Consider the following 19,118-nt stretch of genomic DNA (forward strand, 5'->3'; position numbering starts at 1 on the left):
AAAGTAATACGACTGTAGCTCAGTTGGTTAGAGCACTACCTTGACATGGTAGGGGTCGGTGGTTCGAATCCACTCAGTCGTACCAACATTTAAAAATCCTAAAAAAATTGTACGACCGTAGCTCAGCTGGTTAGAGCGCTACCTTGACATGGTAGAGGTCGGTGGTTCGAATCCACTCGGTCGTACCAATTAAACTCTATATTTCAAACAGTTAAAAATCCTATTCAATCTACTCGTTTAATTTTTTGTTGAAAATTAAATTCTTAGTTTTTTTATTATTTTGTATTCAAAATTTTAAAATAACGAGAGCCAAGCCTCAAAAGATCATCCTAAAAATTCCAGTTTTTATCGATTTGTGCCCAAACTTGTGCCCAAGCGCCCAAACCACTTTTTTAGCTCTTTAATCTTCCTCAAAATTAGACCCCTACCCTTGCAAATTCACAAACCTCAAATCACAAATTCCAAACCAAAAATTTCAAATCAGGTGACCACTACCCTAATATTTTCCGTGTCATTTCATGAAATATCCTATGACCCCTATTCTATAAACGTAAAAATCCAAGCAGTCACGCTTAACAGAGTTGATTTAATTAATTGTAGATATCCTTAGTTTCTTACTGGATATTATGCACAGAAGAATTCTTAATGGCTGGAAAAAATCAATTGGACAACAACATCAAAAAACGAAATCTAACAAATTAATCCACTAGATTACATCACCTCAATAATGTTTTGTCAGCCAGAGGCAAAGTCAACACTTGATTACTAGCTTTCAGTGCTTACTGATCTTAGTAATCGTGTGTTAAGGATATTTTTATTACCTGTGTTGATGAGTTAACAGGTTTTCCTGAGGCCATTGCGACTATTTTCCCAGAAACCGAAACTCAGCTATGCGTAATTCATCAAATCCGTAACTCAATGAAATACGTAGCGTCTAAGAATCAAAAAGCATTTATGGCTGATTTGAAACCTGTCTATAAAGCAGTCAGTTAGGAATAAGCTCAACTCGCACTTGATGAGTTAGAGGCTAAATGGGGAAATGCTTATCCATTAGTCATTAATTCTTAGCATAGGAAATGGCATAAATTACCCCATTACTTTAAGTACCCAGAGCGCATCCGGAAGATTATCTATTCCACCAATGCAGTGGAAGCAGTACATCATCAGTTCAGAAAATTAACCAAACCAAAGGGCACTCCCTAATGAAAATAGCTTACTGAAATTATTGTACGCAGGCATATTAAATGCGTCAGAGAATATGTAGGACGATGCCAATTCATAATTAGAGTCTCTGCTTATCCTAACTAGCTATTTATTTTGAAGGGCGTTTAGACAGCGTACTGGATATTTAAATAATTTAACTTTTCTTTTACCGTAAAATCAAAATACACGTGTAGGTTAGCTGTACAACGTAATTTAAAAGCGTTTGCTAACCTACAGAACCTCAATGTATCAACATGAAAATTCGACTGTAATCTCTCCTAAACCTTCGTACTTTATTGATGTTTTTTTATTTATATCTAATTGCATTAGACCGTTATAAGAGCCGGTAATAAAGATATGTCCTGCTTTTAATTCAAACCCATTTTCCGTTAAAAAGTTAATAGCCCAATATAAAGGAAGCTGCGGCAAACCTGCAGGATGCGTCCCCGCATAGCTTTGGAAATCTTCGCCCTGTTTAACATCAATATTTATATCACTGCTCTCATATGCTTTTTTAACGTCTACTTTAGGGCCTAAATATACACCTTGATTAGATAATCCATCGGCCAATTTTTCATAGTGTGTTGCTTGATAACCCTCTGGAAATCTGTTCTGAATAAGCTCCAACGCTAAATGGGCGCTACCAATAGCATTATCTATTTCCTCATTTTTATATTCTTCATAGCTTGCTAGGTCTTTGTTTAGCACAAATGCAATTTCTGGCTCAATGAGCGCTTTATTATTTTTTGTAAAAAGAGCACAACGTTCCATAGATTTAACCGGTGCATGCAAAAGCGGCGCGAGAGTAATCGTGCCATCACCTGATGGAAGCATACATTTCCAACCATACACTTTTTGATTATTTAGCTTAATCATCAACTTCTGAACTGCTAAAACGTCGTCTATAGAATTAAGTGTTATATCTGATGATAAGTCAGGTATCGCAATACCTTGCTCTCTTTTATTTAGTAAATGCTTAGCGATATGTTCAAGCAAGATTGAGTTATCCACTGTAGTTCCTTTTTTTGCTATTGAAAGTAATTTGCATAGCAATAATAACAGTGTTCTTGACAATTAAACATATGATGTTTAGATTTGTCGAACGTTATTCTTTTGCGAATTTACTTCTTGTTAAATGAGTAAACTCTCAAAGGTTGAACTTTATCTGACGACACAACACACAAATATATGGAGATCACTATGCGTTCAAAGAAAAAAATTGCACTCGGTGTTTTAGCCGCTCTCTCAAGCTGTTCATTTGCTCAAGCTGCTACAAACGATAAAGTAAAAGACGATACTGAAGTCATTGTTGTAACGGGTGTTCGTTCAAGTCTAGAGGCCGCATCATCTCTAAAACGTTACAGCGATAGTGTTCAAGATAGTATTGTTGCTGAGGATATTGGTAAGTTTCCCGATCAAAATGTGGCTGAGTCTTTACAACGTGTTCCTGGCGTTTCAATTAACCGTGTAAATGGTGAGGGCTCAAAAATAACCGTTCGTGGTTTTGGCCCAGAATTTAACGTTGTTACATTAAACGGGCGCACATTAGCTACTTCTGAAATTGGTCGCTCGTTTGATTTTCAAGTATTAGCAGCTGAGCTAATATCGGGTGCTGATGTCGTTAAGTCACCTACAGCTAAAACGCCTGAAGGCAGTATTGGTGCTTATGTCAACGTTAAAACAGCACGCCCATTAGATAATCCTGGATTACATGTACTTGGCTCTATAAATGCCAAATACAGTGAACTTTCTGGCGAGACGAGTCCTGAATACTCTGCGTTATTTAGCAATACGTTTGCTAATGAAACATTTGGTTTTAATATTGCCCTTTCACAACAAAAAAGTGATAACCGATACGATTCAATGGGTACAACCCGTTGGTTATTACTCAATAATGAGCCGGGAGTTATTGAAGGCGATATTCATAATTTAGATGGCAATGTGGTTACACCAACTATGCTTCGCCATGCCGGGCGAATTGAATACGCATTAGGGCAAGAGCATCGCGAACGTACAGGCATTAATACCAGTTTTCAGTGGGCACCAGATTCAACTTTTACAAATACCTTTGATTACATGTATACGGATCTCTCAGTAGAAACTCAAACTCAAGGTTTGCAAGCCGGCTTACAGTATCCTAATTGGCGAAATGTGGTTGTATCAGACAACGGTACTATTTTATCAGGCACTAAGTTTTCGGGTAAAACACTGGGCGGAACTGGTGAAAATGTTGATTTTAGAATTGATGGTTTATTTCAAGAGCTGGAGTCAAAATCAAAAACACAGGCATTTGGGTTTAATTCTGTAAAAGAATTTGATGTATTAACGCTTGAGTTTGATATAAGCCATTCAACATCAAAATCAACGCCGCGTAGCGACTTATTAGTTCCTAATTATATTTCACCGGAGCGAAACGACAGTTTAAATTTTGATTTTAGAAACACTGATACCGTTAATTTAGACACAACCATTGATTATGCTTCGCCGACAAGCGTGAGAGCACATTGGAATCAAGTTTCACATTACGAATTAGAAGACACTATTACGGAGCTGCAAACAAAAGGGAAATACTTACTCGATTTAGAGTTTGCTGAAAGCCTAACCTTAGATTCAATCGATTTTGGTATTGCGTATTCAGATCGCGAAAAAGTAAGGGATCGCTTTGAAACATTCCATGAAGATAACTGTGGTTTAGTAGCACCGAATGCCGATATTTGTGGCGAACTTAGAGATATGCCTGATGACATATTTTCAGCAAGTCCCTATTCAGATTTTTTAAGTAGTGAGCCAGGTAATTTTCCGCGTGACTTTTTGTTTGCTGATATAAATAAATACCATAGCGCTATTCGTGATATGACCAAAAATCCAAATTGGCCAAACGAGCAATATAACGAAATCGCATCATCAAGCGTCACCGAAGAGAAAATAAGTGCTTATTCGCAGTTTAATCTCAGCGGCTTAATTGGTGATTACGATTGGCGCGGTAATGTGGGAGTCCGTTATGTAAAAACGGATACAAGCTCAAGCGGTTACGGTAAAAGGCGCCTAGGTTATACGGGCGAGCTTGATAATGGCCAACCTTTATTAGTTGTTGATTACACAGACTCAGGAAGCCTTAAAGCCAAAAATAGTTACACTAACTGGTTACCTAGCGCTAATTTTAGTATTAATTTAAGTGATAACTTATTGGTAAGAGCCGCAGCGGCTAAAGTTATGTCGCGCCCTGCCATTGACGACATTGGCGTACAAACAACGTATACCGATATGCAAGCAGGTAGCTTTTCTCAAACAGGTGGCAATCCTTATTTAGCACCCTATAAGGCTAATCAATACGATTTATCTTTTGAATATTATAGTGATAGCGGCGATTCTTACGCGGTTAACTTTTTCAAAAAGGATATATCTAGCACAATTGCACAAATAACTTATCTAGATAATACGCCTGATATTTGGGATGGGTCGCAATATGTTGATTCATCAGTCAGTATTGATGGATACGGCAATGTAAACGAAACTATTAATACTAAACAAAACCAATCAGGCGGCTCAATTACTGGAGTAGAACTTGCTGTACAACATAATATGGATTATTTACCGAGCTTTTTAAATGGCTTAGGTGTGCAAGCAAACTATACATGGGCTGATACTACAAATAAAAACACACAAAAAATAGAGCTTCCAGGTGTGACCGACCCAGGTGATAAATTAGAGGGATTTGCCGAAAACTCTTATAACATTGTTGCCTACTACGACAAAAATGCATTTCAAGCGCGTTTAGCCTACAACTGGCGAGATGACTTTTTAAGTAGCCGAGCTGGTATACGCAGTGGTGGATTACCAGAGCATACTGCGGCTTATGGTCAGCTCGACTTTAGTATGTCTTATGCGGTTAACGATAACTTTACGCTAACAGGCGAAGCAATAAATATAACTGATGAACGTACCTATCAATATGCCGATGTAAAAGAGCGCGTTATTAATACCCAATATACTGGTCCGCGTTACCGTATAGGTATACGCGCTAAGTTTTAACGCTTTATTGAAATAACCCAAATTGCTATAAAGATCGCTCATCAGCGATCTTTATTATATTCCCACTATGTCAGTTTTAAACATATAAACAACGATTAAAATTAGTTACCACTCCCCCTATTTTGTGCACATTACATTGACCAGTCAAACATAATATGTTTATATTAAAGATATGAGCGAACTTATATATTACGACCTAAAACAAACATCAGGAATGGCAGCAAGCCTTTCTGTTCAAGTGGCTAAAGAAATTGGCAGACGCATTGTGTCTGGATCATTTGAAGCCGGCAGTTTAATTGATGATGAAGATGCACTCGCTAAACGCTACCAAGTAAGCCGTGTAGTAGTACGCGACGCGGTAAAAATCTTGGTAAGCAAAGGCCTACTTGATGTACGCAGAGGTATTGGTACGCGTGTACTACCTCGTGATAGATGGAATATGCTAGACGATGACGTATTAGCATGGCATTTGTCAGCACCACCTAATCGTAAATTTTTAGAGCAATTAATGGACGTGCGCCTAGCCTTTGAGCCAAAAGCAGCACGTTGGGCAGCTGAACGTGCGCGCCCTGAGGATTTAATTGAAATTGCAGCCGCATGCGAGCGCATGGCTAAAACAGATAACAGCGTAGAAGATTTTATTATTGCTGATTCTTTATTTCATAAGGCCATTATAAAAGCAGCGCAAAATAGCTTTTTAGCTTCTATGGAAGGCGTTATTTATTCTGCACTTTTAGTTAGTATTAAAGTAACAAATAAAGACCCGCGCGATAACGGTGCATCTATTCCGTTTCATCGTGAAGTGTACGAAGCCATTGCTGCAAAAGATGGCGATAAAGCCGAATTTCTCACCGAAAAACTCCTAAAAGATGCCAGCTTTCGTCTTTCTGCGACAGTAAATAACAAATAGCCATTGTTTATTGTCGCAAATTCATATAAATAGTACGTATAAATAAATAATACGGACACTAAGATACTATGAGCGAATTAACATACTACGATCTAAGACGCAGCAGTGCCATGTCACCTAGCTTACCGGTACAGGTAGCTAAAGAATTAGGCCGTAGAATTGTTGCTGGCACATATACTCCTGGCACACTGATTGATGATGAAAACCGTTTAGCTGAACGTTTTCAAGTAAGTCGAGTTGTTGTTCGTGATGCAGTAAAAATTCTTGTTGGTAAAGGGCTTTTAGATGTACGCAGAGGCATTGGCACTCGCGTAAAAACCCGTGATAACTGGGCGTTGCTTGACGACGATGTTCTTGCGTGGCATTTAAGCGCCCCACTTAATCCTGAGTTTTTAACTCAATTAATGGAATTTCGTTTAGCATTTGAGCCCAAAGCAGCCAGTGTTGCAGCGCTTCGCGCAGAGCCTGAAGATATTAAAGCCATTGAAGATGCATTAAATGAAATGCAAAGCTCGGTAAGCGATTTAGATAAGTTTGTTATTGCTGATGCACATTTTCATGGCGCTATTTTACGCGCTTCTCATAATGAGCTATTTATTTCGATGGAATGCGTTATTTTTTCAGCGTTGCTTGTGAGTATTAAAGTAACAAACCAAAGTGCACAAAGTAATCATGCTTCTATTCCGTTTCACAGAGAAGTATTTGATGCTATTGCCACCGGTAATAGCGAAAAAGCACAAGCCCTTACAGAAAAGCTTTTAGCTGATGCTAAATCAAATTTAGCTAAGTTAATGGATATTTAATTTATTTTAAATAGCACCGCTAACTCATCATTTATTGTGAGAGGAATGATGAGTAGCGATGCAAGCACAACAACGTTTTATCGCAATTTTATTAAAAATTAATTAAAGATAATATTCAGCATAATTTTTAGCATTAGTCGTAAATTCTTCTAAACCCATTCCTGATTTATACAAGCCGCTTCCTAAACCAAAACCCGATGCCCCAGCATTAACAAATTCATCCTGGTTTTGAGGCGATACACCGCCCACAGGGTAAATATCAATACCCGAAAGCACTGTTGTAATTGCTTTTAAGCCTTTTGGGCCAGCTGTATCTGCTGGAAATAACTTAAGCGCGTCGGCACCAGCATGCAGTGCAGCAAAACCTTCAGTGGGTGTATAAAATCCTGGTACGCTGTATAATCCTTTTAATTTACTATAACGGATCACCTCTACATCGCTATGCGGCGATATAATAATACGCCCACCCGCTTCAATTACCTGATCAACTTCGTCTTTAGTAACAACCGTGCCCGCGCCAATAATGGCTATATCTGCGTATTTATCACTTAATAACTTAATACTTTTTAATGCCTCAGGAGAATTAAGTGGCACCTCAATAACGCGGTAACCAATATCAATAAGTACTTTTGCATAATCAAGCACTTCATTTGGTGTAATACCGCGTAAAATAGCAATCAGTGGTAGTTGCTTCATAGCATGAGTTAACGTAATTAATGACATAATTGAGTTTCCTTTTTAGTTAAAAGACCGGCCTGTACAGCTAGTGTAAACATGCCTTTAGTAGATGCCGTAGCACTGTTTAAAATAGAAGAAGTGAAGCCGAGTTCTTTTAATGCTTCACAATAGAGAGTGTTTAAACTTGAGTTACCAATTAAATAAACATGCTTAATGTCGTTTAGCTTACTTTTAATACCCGCAAGCTCAGCGCCAATAAGTAAACCAGATAAGTAACTAGGTACGTTTTGCAGCGTTAATTGTTTATCTAGCTTTAAAGTACGCGCACTAAATAATGCACTTAATAAACTGCTCTGAACTTGACTAACACCAACGCCTTTTAAAAAACTTGGCATATCTGTTGGTGTTTTATCTAGTGACTCTAGCCCTTCACCTAAAATGCTTTGTTTAGTCAATAAATCAAACATTTCGCCGGTCATGAACGTACTAAGACTTGTAATAACCGTTTTTTGGTCAGTATCTTTTGCAACTTGAACCCACTTAGAGTGAGTACCGGGTAGGCAAAACATAGTCTCACTCAATGTTTGATTACTTAGCTCACCCGCTGTTTGCTCTACATCTAATACAGCGCCAAATACTTGTACTTCTTCACCGCGCATTACATCGCATACATTATTTTCCATAACGTATTTAACACCCGGCACAATACTAATTTGTAAGCCTGCTTTATTATTTGCTTTACAAAGGTTTACGCTCATACTACCGAGATTAGCTGGCGCATTTACATAGCCTGTATCTTGCCAACCTATAGCACCGCCTACCATACCCGCCATAATAATCGGCATTTTATGCTTTGATAACCAGCCTGATATATAACTAAGTAATACGGTTTCTAAACAGTCATTTTTAATACAAAGTACGCCCTGTTCACCATTAACAGTATCTAAAATGCTGCCTTTGCCATCGACTAAAAAAGCTCTAAAGTTAGAGCTTCCCCAATCAACCACAATTAATGCTGGTAAGTTGCTTTTGTTATCGCTCATAAGCCTTGCCCTTATTTATTAAATTGATACTTCGTAATGTTTAATAAAATCAAGGTCGGGCTCAATACCAAGGCCTGGACCTTGTGGTAGCGCAACTGTTCCGTTGTTATTTTTAACTTGCTCGTTAATATTTAGAGACTCTTGCAATAACTGCTCTCTAAATAAGTTTGGCGTTGTATCGTACTCAAGCATAGGTTGTACTGGGTGTGCAGCACCTGGTAAATCAGGTAACGCAGCTAATAAATGTAGATTAGTACCTACCGCAATAGCCGAACCCCACACATGGTTTATAACAGGCACAAAATGCGCGTGTGCCATAGCTAATACTTTTTGATATTCGGTAATACCACCGAGCGCACACACTTCTGGCTGGAGTAAATCAACGCAGCGGTTTTTAATTAAGTCTCTAAAGCCCCAGCGGGTAAATTCGGCTTCGCCACCGGCAATGCTCATATCAAGTGCTTCACATAAATCGCGATAGCCTTGATGATCCTCTGGTGCAACCGGTTCTTCAAACCAGTACACGCCTAAATTTTGCAGCTCTCGACCTAGCGGAATAGCTTCGCGCGCTGTATATGCATGGTTAGCGTCAACCATTAAGCGCATATCGCGGCCAATACCTTTACGTACAGCTTCAACAAGCTTTATATCGCGGTCTGGCGAAAGGCCTATTTTCATTTTCATGGCCGTAAAGCCCATTTCTTTAATGCGTTGGCTTTCTTCGGTAAAGCGCTCTTCCAGGTTTGGAAATTTTTGTAGCATCATGCCGTAACCATAAGCCGGAATGCGGTCTCTAAAAGCCCCCCCTAGTAACTTATAAACGGGTTGATCTAAAAATTTACCTGCAATGTCCCACAGAGCAATATCTACACCAGATAAAGACTGAATAGGCATGCCTTTTTGGCCATGATCGCGCAGTAAGTTATAAACTTTATGCCAAATCACTTCTCTGTCGAGTGGGTCCATGCCCAAAATCATAGGCTGAATTACATGCTCAACAATTGTTTTATTGGCAAACGCAACGCCGCCACCGCCAAAACATTCGCCCCAACCTGTAATACCGATATCCGTACGAACTTCAACTAAATGTGCGGTACGTTTAGCGTAATACTGCTGCGAATAACCAAGTTCTTCTTCTAGGTCGTACTGTAAAACGTGGCTAATAATTTGTGTGATTTTCATAGTCTGTTCCTTAAACCTTTAACGCGCGAGAAACACGTTTATATGCAAGGTAGTCATCTAAAGCTAACAACGAACAATCAACACCCACGCCCGATTGCTTAATACCAAAATGAGGTAAATTAATGCTGTATTTAATGCCGTTTACTTGTACTTCGCCAAAGCGTAAATGTTTTGCAAAGTAAGAAATAGTCTCTTCGTTACTACTAAAAATAAATGAACTTAAACCAGCGTCCGTGTCATTTGCATCGCTAAGTACCTGTTCGTTATCACTAAACGTAATAATACTAATAACAGGGCCAAATATTTCGTCTTTGTATAGATTCATGCTCGAATCTACATTTGTAAGTACGGTTGGTTCGTAAAAATACCCATTAACGCCTGTAGGTTTTTTACCACCTAATTGCAATTGTGCGCCTTTTTGCTGTGCATCTTTAACTAGTTCATCAATACGTTGCCATGAGCTAGCATCCATAACAGGGCCCATATCAATGGCCTCGTTTTTATCAAAACCAACTTTTACTGCTTTTGCACGAGTAAGTACTTTTTCAATAAATTCATCAGCAACGCTTTCGTGTACAAATACACGATTTGGGGTAACACAAATTTGCCCTGCGTTGGCAAACTTAACGCCACAAATCACATCGGCTGCGTTATCTAAATTTGCATCGCTACATACAATGGCAGGTGCATTACCACCAAGCTCCATTGAATAACGCTTGATTGACGTAGCACCTGTTGCAATTACATGCTTACCCACATTAGTAGAACCAATTAAAGTAAGTACAGAGGGAATAGTTGACGCTGAAATAGCATCGCCTACGGTGCTATCTGTGCCCGAAAGTATGTTAACCACACCTGCTGGCAAGCCGATTTTTTCACATAATTCGCCTACAGCATAAGCAGACAAAGGCGTTTTGCTTGACGGTTTTACTACAAGCGGACAACCCGCAGCCATTGCTGGCCCTAATTTATAAGCCAAATTTAATAATGGAAAATTCCATGCTAAAAATGCAGCCGCTACACCAACAGGCTCACGCGAAAGAACGTGGCTGTGTGTACCTTCATTATCTTTTAATTCTTCATCGGCGATATTAACAATGGCATCAGCGTAAAAATTAAGGCTATCAACTAACATTTGAAAGTCGTCAGCGGTTGACTGCCATGGTTTAGCCATTTCTAAATGTACGCATTCACGTAAGTGTTGCTCGTTTGCAATTACTGCATCACGCAGTTTAAGCATCCATTGAGCACGCTCTGTTGCAGGCGTTGTTGACCAACTTGAAAATGCTTCTTGCGCAGACTCTAAGGCCATGTTTGCTTCATTAATACCTGCAGCCGAAATTTCGCCTACAACTTCGAGTGTTGCAGGATTAATAATTTCGGTCGTTGCGTCACTCGTTATTAATTTTCCACCAATATACAGTTGTTTAGAAAGCATTCTGTCGCTCCATTATTATCTACAACACCCTAAGGGCTAAATGACTAAAGTAAGACACACAGGCCTTAATACATAATAACTATTTAAACATATGATGTTTGATTGAGCAAACACAAAATACATTTAGTTAACAAAAAAACTCATATGCCAAGATTTATGAGCATTGCCTTTAATTAAGCCCTCCTCTTCACTCGCCATGGCTTTGTGTAAAGAATCGCTATTGCCTATACAAGGTTCTATCCCAAGTACAAAAGGGGGTAGCTGCTCATTGGCAGACCAACCGTTGTAATTAAACCAAAGCCCTAAGTGACTTATGTTTGTTGATGAAAATTCAAACCCGCAGCTTTGCTGAGCTTTATCATCAACCAGTTTTACAATTATACTTTGATCTTTATGAGTGCCCGTATTTAAGTGTTTGCTAAAAACCTTACTTGCAAAACCACTGTTATAGGGCATAACTTTATTTAGCGGCGGGACTTTAGTTGAGCACTCACTCCAGTTAATAAAGGCACTATTAACGTTATAAAAATGACTTAGCCCTTCATCAACTTTAAACTCCATATGTTTGTTATTTATTAAAATACGCATCTCTGGTTTTATGGCAAAAATAGGATGCGCTGACCAAACAAAAGGGAGATTGTGAGTTGTGTTATTTTTTACGTGGTAATCAACAAGCAGCCGCTTACTGTGTTTTTTTAAGGTAAACGTTCTTATAAATGTAAAAGTAGAGTCAAAAACCTCAGCTTGTAAGCTAAGTATTATCTCTTCATCGCTAATATGGGTATTAGTTATTTGCCATGCTTGGCACCACAACTCACCATGATCATGTGAAAAATGTGTTTTATTGGGGATATGTTCGTACAGCTGAGGAGAAATACCCGGAAAACATTCATCCCAACCACCGCTATCATGCTCAGAAAAGTCATTATTTTTTGCAGGTTTTAAAGTGATTTGTTTATCGTGAGCAAGCCACTCTCTATTGTGTTTTAAGCTTACAATAGAGATGACTTTTGCACCCAACTGAGGAATAACTGTAATAGCAAGCTCACTATTTTTTAGCAAAATAGCCTCAAAACCATGAGCCTTACAGTGTGTTAAGTTAAGCACTTTAATCGTGATAAATTACAGAACGGCCACCATCAATGATTAAGCTTTGCCCTGTCATAAAACTCGAATCTGAACTGGCTAAAAACACGGCTGGGTAAGCAATTTCTTCAGTTGTTCCATTTCGTTTTAGAGGATGTACATCGCCCATTGCTTTGCGTGAAGCTTGCGGATCGTCTGTTTGCTCCCACGACTTAAACGCCATAGGTGTTTCTATCATGCCTGGGCACAATGCGTTTACTCGTATGTTGTGCTTTGCGTATTCAACGGCTAAGTTTTTAGTTAACCCTATAACCGCATGTTTAGTTACCGCATACGGAAAATACCCCGGTACAATTTTATAAGAATGTACAGAACCTACATTTATAATACTGCCACGGCCTAACTCTTTCATATGCTCAAGTACGGCTACAGCACACTGCCACATACCTTCAACATTAACCGCAAAGCTATCACGCCACATTTGTGGCGTAACGTCATCTACGTTTCGCCCGGGGCTAATTAAAGCCGCGTTATTAACTAAAATACTGGGCTTGCCGAGCTCATTAACTACTTTTTCAACCATGTTTTTTATAGCCGTTTCGTCGCTAATATCGGTATGAGCAAAAATAGCATCAAACCCTTTGCTTTTTAGCTCTGCTACAACACTTTCACCCATTTCTTTATTTATATCAGCAACACACACTTTAGCGCCTTGCTCACAAAATACGCGTGCTACTGTTTTTCCAATTCCATCGGCTGCGCCAGTGACAATAGCAACTTCGTTTAATAATCGTGATGACATAGTTATATTCCTTATTTATTGAGCCCAGGGACCAAATCGCGTTCAATGGCCTCAATAGACTTGCCCTTAGTTTCGGGAAGTATGAATGCCATAACAATGCAGCCTACAATAGCGACGCCTCCGTAATATAAAAACGTATTTGCTGCGCCCATGTTCTCTAATTGCCAAGGGAAAAACTGCTGAATACTCCAGCTAGAAATACTCTGTACTAAGGCGGCAAAGGGTAGCGCAACACTGCGTACTCGGCTTGAAAATATCTCCGAGAATATCACCCACATTATTGGCCCTATCGACATATTAAAGGCGGCTAAAAATGCGAATAATCCAAATAAAACATACGCAGGACTAATATTTATAGAAGCATTAATAATTGCACCGGTAACAACTGGTAGCTCTTTTTTACTGTAAATAGTGGCTAGATCTGCTTTTAGCGCAACATCAGTGCTGTATATTTTATTTTCGAAAACGTGCAGCTTTGTAATATCTACTTTTTGCTCTGCAACTTTGGTTATTGCTTCACTGTTGAGTGAGTACGTGGCATTTTCAAAACCATACCAAATTGATACATGCGCAACAGCAATAAGCAGTAAACCGGTAATAGTTAATGTTCTTCTGCCAAGTTTTTCAACAAAGAATATGGCGACCAATGTAAATAATACAGATACCGCACCAAGTACTATTGTTTGTAAAAAAGAGTTTTCGACGCTCATACCTATTTGTTCAAACACGGTAGGTGCATAAAACAATACGGCGTTCATGCCGGTTGCGCCCTGCACTACCGCGTAACATACAGCAAGTAGCACAACAAAACGCATAGGCTTACTAAACAATACTTTAAGTTGCTCTAGTGCACTGTTTTTTGAATCTTCTTGAATGGTTGCTTTAATATCATTAAGTACTACTTCGGTATCGGCGTTATTGATCCCCATACCTTTGAATACAGCGCGTGCTTCTTCATCACGTTTTTTGCTCATTAACCAGCGCGGCGATTCAGGAATCGTCATTAATAACGAAAACCAAATAATATTAGGCACAATTTCAAAGCCAAGCATATAACGCCAAATATTGGCTTCATTTAACCATTCAATTGAGCCCATGTTTTTAACAAAAAAGTAATTAACAACAAACGCAAATAAACTACCTAACGTTATAAGCAACTGATTAACTGATACAAATTGGCCGCGTTTATTAGCGGGTGCAATTTCACCAATATACATAGCTGAGACAGTTATAGAGGCAAATGCGACCCCTCCTATAAAGCGTCCAACAACCAGCATGGGGTAACTTACCGCAAAAGCAGAAATAACCGTAGAGAGTGAATATGTTAAAGCAATGCCAATAAGTACCTTTTTACGACCAAATTTTTGGCATAAAGTACCTGTAAAAAATAGTGCGATGATTACGCCAACAATGGCGCAACCCACTACATTACCTGTTTGTAAACTGGTTAGCTCAAACTGCGAACTAACATAGCGTAACGCCCCCGATATATTGGCCGCGTCTAGGCCAAATACAAATCCGCCAAATGCTGCAATGAGGGAGTACTTAATTGCTTTTGTTGATTGTGTGTGTGTGTCTTTCAATGTATTACCCTTAGTTTTATTTTTATACTTTTACTGTGTTGGTAATGAGTGCTCTACAACATATAAAAGAATAACATTGATAGAATTAGTAAAAACAATATAAACATATGATGTTTATATGTGCAATGTGTTTTTCCTCTCACATCTAATTAATGTAAGAGGAAAAAACACAAAATTAATATTTAAAGTGAATACGTAAAATTAAAAGCCGTCTATTTTAACGCAAGGCTCAAATACACCTTTTACCGCATTTTTAAATGCAAGCGTAGCGCCGTGAGGTATAGCATTAAATGGGGTATCTTCTAGGCCACATTGTGCTGACGTTACGTAAAGTGTTGTACCATCGTCGCCAAACGCTGGGCATGTAGGGCGAGGTGTTTGAGTCGCTAAGCTTTGAATTACCTTAGCTTCGGGCGATATGCAATCTACACGTGCGCCATCCCAAAGTGCAATCCACATGTTGCCTTCGCTATCAATTACAGCGCCATCAGGTGATACAGCTGAGCTCGAATAGTCAAAAAACAACACACTTTCTCCTATTGGCGTACCCGTAAGTGAGTCGACGTCAAATCGGTAAATTTTTTGCGTTTTTGAATCTGCGTAATAAGCTCTAGCACGCGACTTATCAAAACAAATACCATTGGGTATGGTTAAATCACTAACAACTTGAGTAAGTACGCCGTTGTGAAAACGATATATTGCCCCTTCGTTTTCGTGAGCATCGCCGTGCATTGTGCTTATCCAAAACCCACCCCACGGATCGGCACGCCCATCGTTACTGCGGTTGTCAGGTTTATCTGCTTCAACGCTGCACAAAAAAGTTTGCTTATGCGTGCTGGTATTATAGGTATTTAGGCCTTTATCACTTGCTAGTAATAAGGTTTCATTGTTTACCCAAGCCAGAGCGGTAACCATATCATCTAAGCGTTGCTCAACTTTATGGTCGCCTTTTTTGCTGTGCAAAATATGGTTTGGAAAATCAACCCAATAAAGCGTTTGTGTGATCGGGTGCCACAAAGGCCCCTCGCCTACAAAATTTAGTGTGCTGTCAAAAACAGTCGCTGTAAGTGTATTCATTTAATTCTCTAAACTAGTTACCAGTTAGTATGTGAACCATCACGCTTTGATAAATGCGGTGCTTCGGTTTCTACAGGGGTTGCCAATCTAAACGCGGCTTCATTCACTTCAACACCTAAACCAGGTACTTCAGGGATAGTAAACTTATTGCCTGTTAACACATGCTGCTTAGGAAAAAGAAGTGGATCATGGGCGCCAAACTCACTAAACGGGCCTTGGTGCGTTTCCATTAAGCCTAAATTTGGTAGCGCTGCTGCAAAGTGATTTGTGGCTGCTGTACACACAGGGCCAAGCGGGTTATGTGGCATAACATCGATATAATGTGCCTCAGCCCAACCAGCCACTTTCATTGCTTCTGTTAAGCCACCAATGTTACACACATCTACACGTAAATATTGAGTAAGCCCTTGTTCTATATAAGGCTTAGCTGCCCATTTAGAACTAAACTCTTCACCAATAGCAAAAGGAATATGCGTTAAAGTACGCAGCGTTTTATACGCATCAGGAGATTCATGACGAATCGGTTCTTCAATAAAATCAAGTGTATCGGGCTTTAAACGTTGGCAAAACGAAGCTGCCTCAGCCACGCTTAATCTGTGGTGGTAATCAATACCGAGTGTAATATCAGGCCCGAGTACTTTACGCAGCTCATTTAAGCAACGCGCTGTGCGCGTTATAGATTCTTGTGGTTCAAAAAACACAGGGTCGTCAAAACGACTCGGTATCACTCTTATTGTTGTCCAACCTAGCGCTATAAGTGCTTTTGCTTCTTTAACTAAATCGTCAAATTTATCCGGATCGGCCTCTGTATAACAACACGCAAAGCACGCTATGTGCTCGCGTTGTTTGCCCCCTAACAACTGATAAACAGGCACTTGTAGTGACTTACCTAAAATATCATAAAGAGCAATATCAATGGCTGAAATAGCAGCCGTAATTACACGGCCCCCTTCAAAATAATGGCTGCGGTATAGCTCTTGCCAAATACGGCCAATTTTACGCGGATCTTGCCCTTTCAAAAATCCAGCAAAGTGATGTATCGCGCCAATAACTGCTTGCTCTCGATTTGATAAGCCCGATTCGCCCCAGCCAACTATGCCACATTCGGTTACTACTTTTACTAATAGCTGATTACGTTTCCCTACGCAGCCTAAAAGCGCTTCAACAGATTCTATTTTCATTATTATTACCTATGCGTTATTAAGGTTGAGTTGCTGGTAAACGGTATTTATCCATGCGGTCTATATCGTATTTTTCGTATTTTCTTTTTAATAACCAGCGCGGACGCTCTAACGTTAATTCCCATTCAAACAATGATTTAAACATAGTTTTAACACGTTCAGGATTTTTTGCTGCTAAATCTGTTTGTTCACTAATGTCTGTGCTTAGGTCGTATAGCTCTGCAGGTCTGTCTGGGTAACGAATAAGTTTCCAATCGTTATCGCGTATTACAGCTCTGTTTTCTTTTTTCCAGTACATCACTTTATGTGGGCGTGCTGTGTTTTTACCTTGAATATAAGGGAGTAAATCAACGCCATCAATATCATTACCTAACGCCTTACCTTGTGCGGCACTGTAAAAAGTAGGCAGTAAATCTAGTGTGCTTACTGGGTAGTCGTAAGTCGAACCTGGTTTAATATATTTTGGCCAACTAATTAAGAATGGTACACGAATGCCCCCTTCTAACTGGTTTGATTTAGTCCCTGCAAGTGGTGCATTATTTGAGGCGTTTTTATCAGATGGGCCACCGTTGTCGTTTGAAAAAACCACAATAGTATTGTCATCTAAGCCTAGCTCTTTAAGTTTATCAAGTACATAACCACTGGCTCTGTCTAACCCTAGGGTCATTGCAGCAAGCTCTTTACGTTTACCCGTTAAGTTTGGAAACTTAGCTAAATCTTTAGGATCTGATTCAAGCGGAGTGTGTACCGCGTTAAAAGCTAGGTAGATAAAAAAGGGTTCATCTTTGTTTTGTTCAATGTATTTAGCGGCTTCTTTACCTAACTCGTCGGTTAAGTACTCTTTTGGCTCTTCGTAATTACCAAAGTCGCGTTCTAATTTTTTATCAAAAAAATGTTTGTTTCCATTTTTCATTTCTTGTTCTGAATAGTTAAAGTAGCTTCTGTCGCCACCTCTAAACCCTAAAAAAGTATCAAAACCACGTTTTAAAGGATGAAACCTGTCGGCGTCACCTAAATGCCACTTACCAAATACTGCTGTTTTATAGCCCTGCTCTTTAAGATAATCGCCCATTGTTTTTTGATCTAATGGCAAGCCCATATCTGCACCTTTAAGTGCTGAGTTATCGCTCATAAAACCTGGTACGTTAATTTCTTCGTAACCAAAACGTTGCTGGTACTTACCCGTCATTAAACCTGCACGTGAAGGACCGCAAGTCGAATCACTTACGTAACCTTGAGTAAAACGAACACCGCTTTGGGCAAGTTTATCTAAATTAGGTGTTTTAAGCTGCGTACTACCTTGAAAGCCAAAATCACCAAAACCTGCGTCATCAGCAAAAATTAAAACAATATTAGGTTTTTCTGTTTGTGCTTTTGCCATTGCATTAGCACTAACGCAAAAGCCTAAACATACAGAAAGAAGAACAAGTAGCTTATTCATCACAGTTTCCTATTTAATATAATAGTTAAGCACATAGCTAAAAATATTAATTACACCATAGCTAACATATTGGTTATATTAGACTATTACGGATAGTTAATTTAATGGTTGAGTTGTAAATAATGCGTTTATAAATCACAATATCGCTACACTAAACAAAACATAACAATATTGCAAACATATGATGTATGATATTTTGAAATTAATTTTTCAATTTCTCACTATTACTTAAGCCTAATAACATTGTCAGTTTAAAGGCAAAGCCTATTTACTGTGTGCTTAGCTGCGGCCTGTTATTTAATTTTAAGTATGCATTGGTGTGCTATTAAAGGTGGATTCTAAAATGATAAATATAAAAAACAGCCTTTTTGTTGTTCTTTTTTTATGCAGCTGTTTTTCAGCGATTGCAAATGATGAGTGCCAGTCTTGTCATCAACAACAAACCCATGATTGGAAACAGTCAGACCATGCAAACTCAATGGCTTTAGCCAATAAAGATACCGTGCTTGGTGATTTTAATAATATAACCGCGACCCATTTTTCTCAAAAAGCCGTGTTTTATAAAGAAAAAGAGGCCTTTTTAATTGATTTGACCGAGCAAGGTACAAAAAAAACGTACACCGTAAGTTATGTATTTGGCTTTGACCCACTGCAACAGT

General features: G+C 39.1%; 15 protein-coding genes, 2 tRNA genes and 1 pseudogene. 7 read left to right on the forward strand and 11 right to left on the reverse strand.

Annotated features, from left to right (window positions below):
- The first annotated feature begins 8 nt into the window (after positions 1 to 8).
- The 3 genes and pseudogenes from I6F40_RS18245 to I6F40_RS18255 form a co-directional block, all read left to right on the forward strand.
- Positions 9 to 85 (forward strand) — tRNA-Val (locus tag I6F40_RS18245).
- A gap of 26 nt (positions 86 to 111) precedes the next feature.
- Positions 112 to 188 (forward strand) — tRNA-Val (locus I6F40_RS18250).
- A 581-nt stretch (positions 189 to 769) separates the two neighbouring features.
- Positions 770 to 1,304 (forward strand): annotated as a pseudogene (locus I6F40_RS18255) (IS256 family transposase); the annotation flags it as partial.
- Between the two features lie 148 nt (positions 1,305 to 1,452).
- Here the strand turns inward: I6F40_RS18255 and I6F40_RS18260 are convergent.
- Positions 1,453 to 2,214 (reverse strand): 2-keto-4-pentenoate hydratase, encoded by a 762-nt coding sequence (locus I6F40_RS18260; RefSeq protein WP_166376806.1) that lies wholly within the window; start codon positions 2,212 to 2,214, stop codon positions 1,453 to 1,455.
- 189 nt (positions 2,215 to 2,403) lie between these two features.
- Between I6F40_RS18260 and I6F40_RS18265 the strand changes: the two genes are divergently transcribed.
- The 3 genes from I6F40_RS18265 (at position 2,404) to I6F40_RS18275 (ending at position 6,948) form a co-directional block, all read left to right on the forward strand.
- Positions 2,404 to 5,235 (forward strand): TonB-dependent receptor, encoded by a 2,832-nt coding sequence (locus I6F40_RS18265; protein WP_166376805.1) that lies wholly within the window; start codon positions 2,404 to 2,406, stop codon positions 5,233 to 5,235.
- Positions 5,236 to 5,407: 172 nt separating this feature from the next.
- Positions 5,408 to 6,145 (forward strand): FadR/GntR family transcriptional regulator, encoded by a 738-nt coding sequence (locus I6F40_RS18270; RefSeq protein ID WP_024594154.1) that lies wholly within the window; start codon positions 5,408 to 5,410, stop codon positions 6,143 to 6,145.
- A 68-nt stretch (positions 6,146 to 6,213) separates the two neighbouring features.
- Complete coding sequence (locus I6F40_RS18275; RefSeq protein WP_165739260.1) at positions 6,214 to 6,948, forward strand: FadR/GntR family transcriptional regulator; 735 nt, start codon at positions 6,214 to 6,216, stop codon at positions 6,946 to 6,948.
- Positions 6,949 to 7,050: 102 nt separating this feature from the next.
- On the opposite strand, the gene I6F40_RS18280 is transcribed toward I6F40_RS18275, so the two are convergent.
- From I6F40_RS18280 to I6F40_RS18325, 10 genes are all read right to left on the reverse strand, one after another.
- Positions 7,051 to 7,671, reverse strand: a complete 621-nt coding sequence (locus I6F40_RS18280) for a 2-dehydro-3-deoxy-6-phosphogalactonate aldolase (protein ID WP_024594152.1) — start codon at positions 7,669 to 7,671, stop codon at positions 7,051 to 7,053.
- Positions 7,662 to 8,669, reverse strand: coding sequence for a 2-dehydro-3-deoxygalactonokinase (locus I6F40_RS18285; protein WP_024594151.1), 1,008 nt, complete (start codon positions 8,667 to 8,669; stop codon positions 7,662 to 7,664). The genes I6F40_RS18280 and I6F40_RS18285 overlap by 10 nt, the downstream gene beginning before the upstream one ends.
- A gap of 18 nt (positions 8,670 to 8,687) precedes the next feature.
- The gene (locus I6F40_RS18290; RefSeq protein ID WP_024594150.1) at positions 8,688 to 9,851 is read right to left on the reverse strand and encodes a mandelate racemase/muconate lactonizing enzyme family protein; all 1,164 of its coding nucleotides are present in this window, start codon (positions 9,849 to 9,851) and stop codon (positions 8,688 to 8,690) included.
- A 10-nt stretch (positions 9,852 to 9,861) separates the two neighbouring features.
- A complete protein-coding gene (locus tag I6F40_RS18295; RefSeq protein WP_024594149.1) occupies positions 9,862 to 11,289 on the reverse strand; it encodes an NAD-dependent succinate-semialdehyde dehydrogenase in 1,428 nt (475 codons plus the stop codon).
- A 123-nt stretch (positions 11,290 to 11,412) separates the two neighbouring features.
- Complete coding sequence (locus I6F40_RS18300; RefSeq protein ID WP_166376804.1) at positions 11,413 to 12,351, reverse strand: hypothetical protein; 939 nt, start codon at positions 12,349 to 12,351, stop codon at positions 11,413 to 11,415.
- Positions 12,352 to 12,397: 46 nt separating this feature from the next.
- Positions 12,398 to 13,177, reverse strand: a complete 780-nt coding sequence (locus tag I6F40_RS18305; RefSeq protein WP_024594147.1) for an SDR family NAD(P)-dependent oxidoreductase — start codon at positions 13,175 to 13,177, stop codon at positions 12,398 to 12,400.
- Positions 13,178 to 13,188: 11 nt separating this feature from the next.
- Positions 13,189 to 14,760 (reverse strand): sugar porter family MFS transporter, encoded by a 1,572-nt coding sequence (locus tag I6F40_RS18310; RefSeq protein ID WP_024594146.1) that lies wholly within the window; start codon positions 14,758 to 14,760, stop codon positions 13,189 to 13,191.
- A 201-nt stretch (positions 14,761 to 14,961) separates the two neighbouring features.
- Complete coding sequence (locus I6F40_RS18315; protein WP_024594145.1) at positions 14,962 to 15,837, reverse strand: SMP-30/gluconolactonase/LRE family protein; 876 nt, start codon at positions 15,835 to 15,837, stop codon at positions 14,962 to 14,964.
- Positions 15,838 to 15,854: 17 nt separating this feature from the next.
- Positions 15,855 to 17,018: a mandelate racemase/muconate lactonizing enzyme family protein gene (locus I6F40_RS18320; RefSeq protein ID WP_055255562.1), complete on the reverse strand. Its 1,164-nt coding sequence runs from the start codon at positions 17,016 to 17,018 to the stop codon at positions 15,855 to 15,857.
- A gap of 19 nt (positions 17,019 to 17,037) precedes the next feature.
- Positions 17,038 to 18,459 (reverse strand): sulfatase, encoded by a 1,422-nt coding sequence (locus I6F40_RS18325; RefSeq protein ID WP_166376803.1) that lies wholly within the window; start codon positions 18,457 to 18,459, stop codon positions 17,038 to 17,040.
- Positions 18,460 to 18,802: 343 nt separating this feature from the next.
- Here I6F40_RS18325 and I6F40_RS18330 point away from each other — a divergent pair.
- On the forward strand, positions 18,803 to 19,118 hold a 316-nt coding region (locus I6F40_RS18330; protein ID WP_231609388.1), incomplete at its 3' end, for a cytochrome c family protein.

The organism is Pseudoalteromonas sp. SWXJ133 (genome assembly GCF_015864365.1).
GTDB lineage: Bacteria > Pseudomonadota > Gammaproteobacteria > Enterobacterales > Alteromonadaceae > Pseudoalteromonas > Pseudoalteromonas arctica.